At 42.3% G+C, this 12869-nt stretch carries 10 protein-coding genes and 3 tRNA genes; 12 read left to right on the top strand and 1 reads right to left on the bottom strand.

What is annotated here, in order from left to right:
* Position 1: 1 nt before the first annotated feature.
* The 8 genes from SM123_RS06015 (at position 2) to SM123_RS05980 (ending at position 7104) form a co-directional block, all read left to right on the top strand.
* A complete protein-coding gene (locus SM123_RS06015) occupies positions 2-844 on the top strand; it encodes an aminoglycoside 6-adenylyltransferase (RefSeq protein ID WP_315377516.1) in 843 nt (280 codons plus the stop codon).
* A 214-nt stretch (positions 845-1058) separates the two neighbouring features.
* A complete protein-coding gene (gene parC / locus SM123_RS06010) occupies positions 1059-3512 on the top strand; it encodes a DNA topoisomerase IV subunit A (RefSeq protein WP_320909212.1) in 2454 nt (817 codons plus the stop codon).
* Positions 3513-3688: 176 nt separating this feature from the next.
* Positions 3689-4711 (top strand): branched-chain amino acid aminotransferase, encoded by a 1023-nt coding sequence (locus SM123_RS06005; RefSeq protein ID WP_320909211.1) that lies wholly within the window; start codon positions 3689-3691, stop codon positions 4709-4711.
* A gap of 236 nt (positions 4712-4947) precedes the next feature.
* Positions 4948-5178: a DUF2969 domain-containing protein gene (locus SM123_RS06000; protein ID WP_023918020.1), complete on the top strand. Its 231-nt coding sequence runs from the start codon at positions 4948-4950 to the stop codon at positions 5176-5178.
* Positions 5179-5230: 52 nt separating this feature from the next.
* Positions 5231-5311 (top strand) — tRNA-Tyr (locus tag SM123_RS05995).
* A gap of 49 nt (positions 5312-5360) precedes the next feature.
* Positions 5361-5432: transfer RNA gene (locus SM123_RS05990), tRNA-Gln, on the top strand.
* A gap of 168 nt (positions 5433-5600) precedes the next feature.
* Entirely contained in the window at positions 5601-6800 is a 1200-nt protein-coding gene (rpsA, locus tag SM123_RS05985) for a 30S ribosomal protein S1 (protein ID WP_003011990.1), read from the top strand.
* A gap of 232 nt (positions 6801-7032) precedes the next feature.
* Positions 7033-7104: transfer RNA gene (locus SM123_RS05980), tRNA-Arg, on the top strand.
* A gap of 93 nt (positions 7105-7197) precedes the next feature.
* On the opposite strand, the gene SM123_RS05975 is transcribed toward SM123_RS05980, so the two are convergent.
* Positions 7198-8184 carry an L-lactate dehydrogenase gene (locus SM123_RS05975; protein WP_320909210.1) on the bottom strand — a complete coding sequence of 329 codons (987 nt, stop codon included), beginning with the start codon at positions 8182-8184 and terminating at the stop codon, positions 7198-7200.
* Positions 8185-8382: 198 nt separating this feature from the next.
* Here SM123_RS05975 and gyrA point away from each other — a divergent pair, with 198 nt between their 5' ends.
* The 4 genes from gyrA to radC all read left to right on the top strand — a co-directional run bounded on the left by gyrA (position 8383) and on the right by radC (position 12782).
* Complete coding sequence (gene gyrA / locus SM123_RS05970; protein ID WP_320909209.1) at positions 8383-10839, top strand: DNA gyrase subunit A; 2457 nt, start codon at positions 8383-8385, stop codon at positions 10837-10839.
* A 13-nt stretch (positions 10840-10852) separates the two neighbouring features.
* Positions 10853-11596, top strand: a complete 744-nt coding sequence (locus SM123_RS05965; protein ID WP_014713268.1) for a class A sortase — start codon at positions 10853-10855, stop codon at positions 11594-11596.
* Between the two features lie 169 nt (positions 11597-11765).
* Positions 11766-12044 carry a hypothetical protein gene (locus tag SM123_RS05960; RefSeq protein WP_049474901.1) on the top strand — a complete coding sequence of 93 codons (279 nt, stop codon included), beginning with the start codon at positions 11766-11768 and terminating at the stop codon, positions 12042-12044.
* 54 nt (positions 12045-12098) lie between these two features.
* Positions 12099-12782: a RadC family protein gene (gene radC, locus SM123_RS05955; protein ID WP_287312491.1), complete on the top strand. Its 684-nt coding sequence runs from the start codon at positions 12099-12101 to the stop codon at positions 12780-12782.
* Positions 12783-12869: the final 87 nt, after the last annotated feature.

Genomic DNA, 12869 nt, shown 5'->3' with positions numbered 1-12869 from the left:
CATGAAAACTGAAACTGAGATGTTTGATGTGATTTTGCAAACTGCAAAAGTGCTACAGGTCGATGCAGTCGCTATGTCCGGCTCGCGGACAAACCTAAAGGCTCCCAAGGACGTGTTCCAAGACTATGATGTAGTCTATATCGTGGAGAATTTGGATGGTCTGATAGCCGACCTTTCTTGGCTGGACCAGTTCGGCAAACGTATCATCGAGCAAGAGGTTACTTTGGGACATCGCCGTCTCTACCTCATGTTTTTTGAAGATGGTAATCGCATTGATCTAACCCTCTGTCCTAAAGAACACATTAACGAGTGGGTAGCTAGCGAAGCTGATTATACAGTTTTAGTAGACGAGAAGGGCTTGTTCGAGTCCTATTCTCCCAGTCCTCAGCGTTTCTGGACAAGCCCAGCTAGTGAGACGGATTATGAAAAAACTTGCAATGAATTTTGGTGGGTGTCAGCTTACGTGGTCAAAGGAATTTGTCGTAAGCAAGTCAGTTATGCAACTGACCATCTCTACGGTATTTGCCAACAAGAACTCTTGAAAATCTTAGCTTGGCAGGTCGCGAGAGATAGAGGAGTAGTCGACATCGGTAAGAACTACAAGTATCTTTTCCAGTATTTCCCTACAGAGAAAGAGAAGGAATTCTCTGCTCTTCTTGATTTCTCAAGTTTAGACCAAATCACTCAGTCTTTTTTAGCAACCATGGAATTTTTCCACCAGGAAGCTCAAAGTCTTGCTCAAAAGATGGGATTTAAGTATGAAAAAGAAGTGGCCGAGAAGATGATGAGATATGCTAAGGAAAAACTTCCTAATCACTCAGTAAATAAAGAACACAAATTATAATTTTAAACTACAGAAAGGATAGTTTAGTTACTTGTAGTAACTGAACACGGGACTAATTTCCTAGGAAAAAAGATAAATCGATTCGGGTTCATCGAAACCTGCATCGATTTCCTCGTTTTTCTACAGCCGTTACCAATTCGAAAAATTACGGATGTGGATGCCCTAGGGTACTACAGAAATTTTCGGCTTGCCGAATCGTCCCTTTGTATCTTATATGAGTAATATTCAAAATATGTCCTTGGAGGACATCATGGGGGAGCGCTTTGGTCGCTACTCCAAATACATTATTCAAGAGCGGGCTCTTCCTGATATTCGGGATGGCTTGAAACCTGTACAACGGCGGATCCTTTATTCTATGAATAAGGATGGCAATACCCATGACAAAGGCTATCGCAAGTCTGCCAAGTCTGTCGGTAATATCATGGGGAATTTCCACCCTCACGGGGACAGTTCCATCTATGATGCCATGGTCCGCATGTCTCAGGACTGGAAGAACCGTGAGATCCTTGTGGAAATGCACGGAAACAATGGTTCCATGGACGGTGATCCACCAGCGGCCATGCGTTATACCGAAGCACGTTTGTCTGAAATTGCGGGTTATCTTTTGCAAGATATCGAAAAGAACACAGTGCCATTTGCCTGGAACTTTGACGATACAGAAAAAGAGCCAACTGTTTTGCCTGCCGCTTTTCCAAATCTCTTAGTCAATGGGGCAACAGGGATTTCAGCTGGTTATGCGACAGATATTCCGCCACACAACCTTGCTGAAGTCATCGATGCCGTGGTCTACATGATCGACCATCCATCTGCCAAGGTAGACAAGCTCATGGAGTTTTTACCTGGACCTGATTTCCCAACGGGTGCCATTATCCAAGGCCGGGATGAGATTAAGAAAGCCTATGAAACTGGTAAGGGTCGGGTGGTTGTCCGCTCTAAGACAGAGATCGAGCAGCTCAAAGGTGGTAAGCAGCAAATCGTTGTCACCGAGATCCCTTATGAGATCAACAAGGCTGTTTTGGTCAAGAAGATCGATGATGTCCGAGTCAACAACAAGGTAGCTGGCATTGCGGAAGTTCGCGATGAATCTGACCGAGATGGTCTTCGCATTGCGATTGAGCTCAAAAAAGATGCCAATGCCGATCTAATCTTGAACTACTTGTTCAAGTATACGGACTTGCAGGTCAACTACAACTTCAATATGGTGGCGATTGACAACTATACCCCTCGTCAAGTGGGGGTCGTACCGATTCTCTCTAGCTACATTGCACACCGTCGGGATATCATTGTCGCTCGCTCGCGCTTTGATAAGGAAAAGGCCGAACGGCGGCTCCACATCGTAGAGGGCTTGATCCGCGTGATTTCCATCCTCGATGAAGTGATTGCTTTGATTCGTGCTTCTGATAACAAGGCAGATGCCAAAGAAAACCTCAAGGTTAGCTACGATTTCACGGAAGAACAAGCAGAAGCTATTGTTACCTTGCAATTGTACCGCTTGACCAATACGGATATTGTCACCTTGGAAGAAGAGCATGCTAGTCTCAAGGAGCAAATCGCGACCTTGGCAGCCATCATTGGGGATGAACGGACTATGTTTAACCTTATGAAGAAGGAGTTGCGTGAAGTCAAGAAGCTCTTTGGCAACCCTCGTCGCAGTGAGTTGCAAGACACTGCTAAGACGATTGAGATTGATACAGCCAGTCTTATTGTCGAAGAGGAAACCTTTGTCAGCGTAACCCGTGCTGGTTATATTAAACGGACCTCGCCTCGTTCTTTCAATGCCTCAACACTGGAAGAAGTCGGTAAGCGGGACGATGACGAGTTGATTTTCGTAGAGCCTGCTAAGACCACTCAGCATCTCTTACTCTTTACCAACTTGGGGAATGCCATTTATCGACCAATTCACGAATTGACAGATACCAAGTGGAAGGATATCGGAGAGCACCTCAGTCAGACCTTGACCAATTTCGAGCAAGAGGAAGAAATTCTCTTTGCGGAGATTGTGGATCAGTTTGAGGGAGTAACCTACTTTGCAGCAACTCAACAAGGACAAATCAAGCGCTTTGAACGCAAGGAATTGAGCCCATGGCGGACTTATCGTTCTAAATCGACTAAGTATGCTAAGCTAAAAGATCAAGACGACCGTATCGTAGCAGTTGCGCCAGTTGTCCTTGAAGACATCATGATTATTACTAAAAATGGGTATGGGTTGCGCTTCAATATTGAGGAGGTCCCTGTCGTAGGAGCCAAAGCAGCAGGGGTCAAAGCCATTAACCTGAAAGACGGAGATCAAGTTGCTGCCGCCTTTAAGTCGACAACTCCAAGCATGTACATTCTGACTCAACGAGGCAGTCTCAAACGGATGTTACAAGACGATATTCCTGTGACCAGTCGGGCTAAACGGGGACTACAGGTCTTGCGTGAGTTGAAAAATAAACCACACCGTGTCTTCAAGGCAGGTCCAGTCTTCACTGACCAGGGAGATTTTGATCTCTTTACGAGTCAAGAAGAAGTGGTAGAACAAGATCAAATTCTTCAGATCACTTCTACAACAGGTCAGGTGACAGAAGTTGATTTGACACAATTAAGTATTTCTGAAAGAACAAGTAATGGATCCTTTGTCAACGATACCATTTCGGATCAAGAAGTTTTTTCGGCTACTATCAAATAAAAGAGAGCGTCGGTCCATTCTAGGACTGACTTTCTTTAAAAATAAATTTTCTGAAAATTGAAAATTTCGCTTGAAATTCTCATGAAATGGTGTACAATAGTGTACATAGATTGAGAAAACTGAATCGACCTGCATCAGATCGACTAGGAATAGAAAGAATTAAAAGGAGCACTATCATGACAGTATCACTTGATTGGGAAAACCTTGGCTTTTCATATATGAAATTACCCTATCGCTATTTGGCACATTATCGCAATGGAGCTTGGGAAAAAGGAGAATTGACAGAAGATGCGACCTTGCATTTGTCCGAATCTTCTCCAAGTTTGCATTACGGTCAGCAAGCCTTTGAAGGGTTGAAAGCCTACCGTACAAAAGACGGAAGCGTCCAATTGTTCCGTCCAGATCAAAATGCTAAACGTTTGCAACGCACGGCAGATCGGTTGTTGATGCCTCAAGTTCCAACGGATATGTTTGTGGATGCTTGTAAGGCAGTGGTAAAAGCCAATGAAGAGTATGTTCCACCATATGGTACAGGAGCTACCCTTTACCTTCGTCCTCTTTTGATCGGTGTTGGAGATATTATTGGTGTAAAACCTGCAGATGAGTATATCTTTACCATCTTTGCCATGCCTGTCGGTAACTACTTTAAAGGTGGTTTGGTTCCAACGAACTTCTTGATTCAAGATGAGTATGACCGTGCTGCACCACATGGTACAGGGGCTGCAAAAGTTGGTGGGAACTATGCAGCTAGTATGTTGCCAGGTAAGATTGCGCATGATCGTAACTTCTCTGACGTGATTTACCTTGATCCAGCGACGCACACCAAGATTGAAGAAGTTGGTTCTGCAAACTTCTTTGGTATCACTGCTAATAACGAATTTGTGACCCCATTGAGTCCTTCTATCTTGCCATCTATCACCAAGTACTCTTTACTTTACTTGGCAGAACACCGTCTTGGTATGACACCAATTGAAGGGGATGTCTTTATCAATGATTTGGATCGCTTTGTAGAAGCAGGAGCTTGTGGTACCGCAGCTGTCATCTCTCCAATCGGAGGCGTTCAACACGGAGATGACTTCCATGTCTTCTATTCTGAAACAGAGGTAGGTCCTGTCACACGGAAACTCTATGACGAGTTGACTGGTATCCAATTTGGAGATGTCGAAGCACCAGAAGGATGGATTTTCAAAGTCGATTAAACCGAAAGCATCTGAGATCAAAGTGTCCAGGCTTCAATGAGAACAAGTCTTAACGAAAAGACGCAGTAGCTAATGTTTCTCTTCATTCGCTTTTAGGAATAGAAGAGTGACAAATGACTCTTGCGGGGGTGGGATAAAGAAGGAATTTCTAACTAAATTCTTTCTGACCCACTCCCTTTTCTCTTGCGTCATCAAGAGAATTTTTGTAAAATAGAAAAAGTGAAAAGAGGGTTGAAATGAGTAAAAAAGATAAGAAAATTGAGATTCAAATCGTTGATAGTAAAGTAACTGTCGGAAAAGACACTTTTGATGGTTTCACTTTGTCCATTGGAAAGAAAACGATTGGTGAAATTGCAGATATGGCTGGTCAATATGCCATTATCAAAAATGGAAATGTGGATTCTCTTTACAAAAAACTTGAAAAAGCCGTTGAAATTTTGATAGAAAATTATAATTTGAATAAATAAGGGCTTGCAATCATAATAAATCAATGGTATAATAGATCCTGTTGATTTATATGGAGAGATAGCGAAGAGGCTAAACGCGGCGGACTGTAAATCCGCTCCTTCGGGTTCGGGGGTTCGAATCCCTCTCTCTCCATTAGCGTTCATTGTGACGATGATAAAGTGACTAATGTCAGCGCTCTTTTTGGGGTATAGCCAAGCGGTAAGGCAAGGGACTTTGACTCCCTCATGCGTTGGTTCGAATCCAGCTACCCCAGTTCTTAGGTAATATCAGATGAGTGATAAAATATCTATCCAGGTATTTTATTTCTTTATAGGATGAGTCGTTAAAGATTGTAGTTGATCTCATTGCGAGTGCTTGCTTAGGAAAAATAATTATAAGTATGTCAAGTTTTAGAAAACTTGATTGTTGGAGGATTTTTTAGATGAATGAATTTGAAGATTTGCTAAACAGTGTTAGCCAAGTTGAACCAGGTGACGTTGTTACTGCTGAAGTATTGACAGTTGACGCGAACCAAGCTAACGTTGCAATCTCTGGAACTGGTGTCGAAGGTGTCTTGACTCTTCGCGAATTGACAAACGATCGTGATGCTGACATCAACGACTTGGTAAAACCAGGTGAAACACTTGAATTGCTTGTTCTTCGTCAAGTAGTTGGTAAAGATACTGATACAGTAACTTACCTTGTATCTAAAAAACGTTTGGAAGCTCGCAAAGCATGGGACAAATTGGTTGGACGTGAAGAAGAAGTTGTTACTGTTAAAGGAACTCGCGCTGTTAAGGGCGGACTTTCAGTAGAATTTGAAGGACTTCGTGGATTTATTCCAGCTTCAATGCTTGATACTCGTTTTGTACGTAACACTGAACGTTTCGTAGGTCAAGAATTTGATGCTAAAATCAAAGAAGTAGATCCAAAAGAAAACCGCTTTATCCTTTCACGTCGTGAAGTTGTTGAAGCTGAATCAGCTGCAGCACGCGCAGAAGTATTTGGTAAATTGAACGTTGGTGATGTCGTAACTGGTAAAGTTGCACGTATCACAAGCTTCGGTGCTTTCATCGACCTTGGTGGTGTTGATGGATTGGTTCACTTGACAGAATTGTCACACGAACGCAACGTATCACCTAAATCAGTTGTAACTGTTGGTGAAGAAATCCAAGTGAAAGTTCTTGACTTGAACGAAGAAGAAGGTCGTGTATCACTTTCATTGAAAGCTACAACACCTGGACCTTGGGATGGCGTTGAACAAAAATTGGCTGCTGGTGATGTTATCGAAGGAACTGTTAAACGTTTGACTGACTTCGGTGCATTCGTTGAAGTATTGCCAGGTATCGACGGTCTTGTACACATCTCACAAATTTCACACAAACGTGTTGAAAATCCAAAAGATGTTCTTAAAGTTGGACAAGAAGTAACTGTTAAAGTTCTTGAAGTAAATGCTGCAGATGAACGTGTATCACTTTCTATCAAAGCTCTTGAAGAACGTCCAGCTCAAGAAGAAGGCGAAAAACAAGAAAAACGTCAATCTCGCCCACGTCGTCCAAAACAAGAAAAACGCGACTTTGATCTTCCAGAAACTCAAACTGGATTCTCAATGGCTGACTTGTTTGGCGATATCGAATTGTAATATTCAAAAGAGGCTGGGACCAAAGTCCTAGCCTCTTTAATTGTTTTTGGATTGTCGAGCAAGACGCAGTGGTTGAGTGGGCTCTACTACGCTGATTTCATCAGCTTTTACAGCCCTACTCAACTGTGCGGAGGTGGGACGACGAAATCGAATTCTAACGAATTACCGATTTCTGTCCCACTCTCTTTTTTACTTGTAAAATTTTTGAAAATTTGATATACTATAACAGTTGCCACCCTTAGTGTAATGGATATCACGTAAGATTCCGGTTCTTGAGATGGGGGTTCGATTCCCTCAGGGTGGAAAGAAGAAAAGGTTGAGAAGTCTCTCAGCCTTTTTATCTTATGTTCATAGCTCAAAAAAAGACTCTCAAATTTGAGAGTCTTTTCTAATTGAATTAGTTGATTGATGCTTCTTGGAATTCAGGGTTTTTCCATGCTTCATCGATAATTGCTTGCAATTCATCAGCAGAAGCTTTCATTTTTTGTTGTTCCGCATCGTTCAATGGGATGTTCACTGGACGTACAATACCGTGTGCACCTACGATGGCAGGTTGACCGATAAAGACGTTGCTAACACCATATTGACCTTCTTGGAATACAGAAAGTGGAAGTACTGCATTTTCGTCATCAAGGATTGCTTTAGTGATACGAGCAAGGGCAACAGCGATACCGTAGTATGTAGCACCTTTTTTATTGATGATGGTGTAAGCAGCATCACGAACACCTTCGAACAATTCGATCAATTCAGTTTCTTGAACGTTTTGAGTATCTTTAAGGAATTCTTCAAGGTTTACACCAGCGATGTTAGCGTGTGACCATACAGCGAATTCTGAGTCACCGTGTTCACCCATGATGTAGGCGTGTACTGAACGAGCATCCACATCCAATTTTTCAGCCAAAGCTTGACGGAAACGAGCTGAGTCAAGAGAAGTACCTGATCCGATAACACGTTCTTTAGGGAAGCCTGAGAATTTCCATGTAGAGTATGTCAATACGTCAACTGGGTTAGCAGCTACAAGGAAGATACCGTTAAATCCAGATTTCACTACTTCTGTAACGATTGATTTGTTGATCGCAAGGTTTTTACCAACAAGGTCAAGGCGAGTTTCACCTGGTTTTTGAGGAGCACCTGCAGTAATTACAACAAGGTCAGCGTCTGCACAGTCAGCGTACTCAGCCGCATAGATCTTCTTAGGTGAAGTGAAGGCAAGGGCGTGGCTAAGGTCAAGCGCATCTCCAACAGCTTTTTCGTGCAATTGAGGAATTTCGATAATTCCAAGCTCTTGTGCAATTCCTTGGTTGACAAGTGCAAATGCATAAGATGAACCTACGGCACCGTCACCGACAAGGATAACTTTTTTGTGTTGTTTAGTCATATTCATGAGTCTAAACGTCTCCTTCATATTTTTTTGAGATAGATTCTCATACGTTTTCATTTTACCACTTTTGAAAGTCTTTGTCATCTGATATAGTATGAATCCTTGATGTAAACGTTTTTACGTTTGTACTCCTTAGAAGAAAAATAGGCTAAAATGTGTTATAATAGTATGGTGAATTAAGTAAAGAGAGGCATTTTTTGAATGCAGGATAAGAATCTAATTGATGTGAATTTAACATCAGAAATGAAGACGAGTTTTATCGATTATGCCATGAGTGTTATCGTTGCTCGTGCCCTCCCTGATGTTCGTGATGGTTTGAAACCTGTTCACCGTCGTATTTTGTACGGAATGAATGAATTGGGTGTTACACCAGATAAACCACATAAGAAGTCAGCCCGTATCACAGGGGATGTTATGGGTAAATACCACCCACACGGGGATTCCTCTATTTATGAAGCCATGGTTCGGATGGCGCAATGGTGGAGTTATCGCTACATGTTAGTGGACGGTCATGGAAACTTTGGTTCTATGGACGGTGATGGCGCCGCTGCTCAACGGTATACAGAAGCCCGTATGAGTAAGATTGCTCTTGAAATGTTGCGGGATATCAATAAAAATACAGTTGATTTCGCTGATAACTATGATGCTAGCGAGCGCGAACCTTTGGTCTTACCTGCACGTTTCCCTAACCTTCTCGTCAATGGTGCTACTGGTATTGCCGTTGGGATGGCAACCAATATTCCTCCTCACAATTTGGGAGAAACCATTGATGCAGTGAAGCTGATGATGGATAATCCGGAGGTAACGACCCGTGAACTTATGGAAGTTCTTCCTGGTCCAGATTTTCCGACAGGTGCTTTGGTCATGGGGAAATCAGGTATCCACAAAGCCTATGAAACAGGAAAAGGATCAATCGTTCTTCGTTCTCGTACAGAGATTGAAGTGACCAAGAGTGGCCGTGAACGGATTGTTGTTACTGAGTTCCCTTATATGGTCAATAAAACCAAGGTGCACGAGCACATCGTTCGCTTGGTGCAAGAAAAACGGATCGAAGGGATTACAGCTGTACGTGATGAATCAAACCGTGAAGGGGTTCGTTTTGTGATTGAGGTCCGCCGAGATGCTTCGGCTAACGTTATTTTGAACAACCTCTTTAAGATGACACAAATGCAAACCAATTTTGGATTCAATATGTTGGCGATCCAAAATGGAGTTCCAAAGGTTCTTTCTCTTCGCCAAATTTTAGGTGCTTATATTGAGCACCAGAAAGAAGTGGTGACTCGACGGACCATCTTTGATAAAGAAAAAGCGGAAGCCCGTGCCCATATCTTAGAAGGTTTGCTCATCGCCTTGGATCACATCGATGAAGTGATCCGGATTATCCGCAATAGCCAGACAGACGCTGAAGCACAAGCTGAATTGATGGCTAAATTCAAGCTTTCTGAACGTCAAAGTCAAGCCATTTTGGACATGCGTCTTCGTCGTTTGACCGGTTTGGAACGAGACAAGATCCAAAGTGAATACGATGATTTGGTTGCCTTGATTGCTGATTTAGCTGATATTTTAGCGAAACCAGAGCGTGTAGCTACTATTATCAAGGAAGAATTGGAAGAAGTCAAGCGCAAGTTTGGCGATGCTCGTCGGACTGAGTTGATGGTTGGTGAAGTCCTTTCTCTTGAAGATGAGGACTTGATTGAAGAAACAGATGTCTTGATCACCCTTTCTAACAAAGGCTACATCAAACGTCTGGACCAAGCGGAATTTACGGCTCAAAAACGTGGTGGACGTGGGGTTCAAGGAACTGGTGTGAAAGATGATGATTTTGTCCGTGAACTGGTATCTACGAGCACTCATGATCATCTGCTCTTCTTTACCAATAAGGGGCGTGTTTACCGTCTAAAAGGCTATGAGATTCCAGAATATGGTCGGACAGCCAAAGGATTGCCAATCGTCAATCTCTTAAAATTAGACGAAGGTGAATCGATTCAGACCATCATCAATGTGGAGCAAGACCGCAGTGACGAAGCTTATCTCTTCTTTACGACGCGACAAGGATTGGTCAAGAGGACCAATGTAGCTGAATTTTCAAATATTCGACAGAACGGTCTCAAAGCTCTGAATCTGCGTGATGAGGATGAATTGATCAATGTTTTCCTTACAGATGGTAATGCTGACGTCATTATCGGTACCAAGTATGGTTATTCTGTCCGCTTTAATGAGGCTGTAGTCCGGAATATGGGACGTTCTGCCACAGGTGTACGTGGTGTGAATCTCCGCGAAGGAGATAAGGTTGTTGGGGCTAGCGTCGTTACGGATCAAGATGAAGTATTGATCATCACTGAAAAAGGGTATGGTAAGCGGACAATGGCTGGCGAATATCCAACCAAAGGCCGTGGCGGTAAAGGAATCAAGACAGCCAATATCACAGAGAAAAATGGTCCCTTAGCTGGTCTTTTAACTGTTAAAGGGGATGAAGATCTGATGATCATTACCGATACCGGAGTTATGATCCGCACAAGTGTTGGGAATATCTCTCAAACGGGTCGTTCAACTCAGGGTGTGAAAGTTATGAGACTGGATCAGGATGCGAAAATTGTGACCTTTACAACAGTCCAACCCGAAGAAAAAGATGAAGAAGTAGTGGAAGAAAACGAATAGATAAGGGGACAGCATGTCACGCAAAAGAAAAAAGAAAAAGAGTTTACGCAATACTCTTATCAACATCGTTGCAACACTTTTGATTATTCTCTCGCTTCTCTTAATTTTCAATGCTCCGATCCGAAACATGATTATGGTTTGGCATACCAACCAATACCAGGTTAGCAAGGTCGATAAAAAAACCATTGATAAGAATAAAGAAGTGAAGACGAGCTTTGATTTCCAACATGTCCAGTCACTCTCGACGGAAGCCGTCATCAATGCCCAATGGCAAGCTCAAAAGCTACCAGTAATTGGGGGGATTTCGATTCCTGAATTAAACATGAACCTTCCGATCTTTAAGGGGCTTGAAAATGTAGCCCTCTACTACGGAGCAGGGACCATGAAGGAAAACCAAGTCATGGGGCAAGGCAATTATTCTCTTGCTAGTCACCACGTATTTGGCCTAACTGGAGCAAATGCCATGTTATTCTCACCATTAGAGAAAGCCAAGGCTGGTATGAAGATCTACATCACGGACAAAGAAAAAATCTATACTTATGTCATCTCGTCAGTTGAGACAGTGACTCCAGATCGTGTAGATGTCATTCAAGATCGTGAAGGCGTTAATGAGATCACCTTGGTGACCTGTGAGGATGCTGCAGCGACTTACCGTACGATTGTAAAAGGAAATTTGGAAACCTCTGTTGACTATGACAAGGCTCCAAAAGACATCCTGGATTCATTCAGCAAGTCTTATAATCAAATGCAACTTTAAGAAAATAAAGCCCGAGACAGAAATGTCTGGGCTTTTTCTATGTAGGAAGCTAGGAGAAATTCTTGTAAAATTGTAAGAGATTGGTAATATAATGTAAGGAACTTGTCATAATATTAAGGGAAAATCAGTATATAATAAAGGGGAAAGAGTATGATAAGGAGGTAGAATAGTGACAAAAGAGCGAATTTACCATCTCTTGCATCATTTCTATAATCTCTTAGTAAACGATTTTCCACGAAATGGTTTAATTACGAAAGGAATCTATGAAGTAGAGCAGGTCTACCAAGCTTTAGAGGCCATTCCTCAGAGCCAGGAGTACTTGATTCGCTGTGAAATTCAACAGTTTTTAAAAGAGCTTGAACAAGTTCAAACAGGTTACCAGATCCGCTTTAATAAAGATGAAGTCTTAGTGTTAGATGATTTGAAGGAAGAAATTGCCTGTAAATAATGCAAGGTCGTCGTTTTCTCTATTTATTACGAATTAATAAGTGAGGAGGAAATTATGTACGACATATCATTTATTGAACCATCTTTGCTTCCTAGAGAACGTTTGGTTTCTGAAGGGGTAGATAAGCTAAGTCATCAAGAATTGCTATCCATTCTCTTACGGACAGGCAATAAGAAAAAAAGCGTTTATGAGATTGCACAAGGTCTTTTGAGTTCGGTTAATAGTTTAAAGGAGTTAAGTCAATTAACCCTAGAGGAGCTACAGGAAATCTCAGGTATTGGCCGGGTGAAGGCCATCGAACTTCAGGCTGTGATTGAGTTTGGACGAAGGATTCATAAAGACGAATTGATGAGTTCTGAACAGATCATGAGCAGCCAGAAATTGGCCCATAAAATTCAACAGGAAATCGGCCATAAGAAACAGGAGCACCTGGTTGCCCTCTATTTAAATACGCAGAATGAAATTATTCATCAGCAGACCATTTTTATTGGAACCGTGAATCGAAGTATTGCGGAGCCACGTGAAATCCTGCATTATGCACTGAAGCACATGGCAACCTCTATCATCTTGGCGCACAATCATCCATCTGGTGCCGTATTTCCCAGTAAAAATGATGATGAAGTAACGCAACGAGTTTTAGAGGCCTGTGAAGTGATGGGTTTAACCCTATTGGATCACTTGATTGTATCTGAAGAAAACTATTATAGTTACCGTGAAGAAACCGATTATTTGGCATAAAAAAGAGAGTGGGACAGAAATCGTTAATTCGTTAGAATTCGATTTCGTCGTCCCACCTCCGCACAGTTGAGTAGGGCTGTAAAAGCT

Source organism: Streptococcus sp. S5, from assembly GCF_034134805.1.
Lineage (GTDB): Bacteria > Bacillota > Bacilli > Lactobacillales > Streptococcaceae > Streptococcus > Streptococcus lingualis.
The sequence above is the reverse complement of the archived record's forward strand: the minus strand, read 5'-3'. Positions and strand labels throughout refer to the sequence as shown.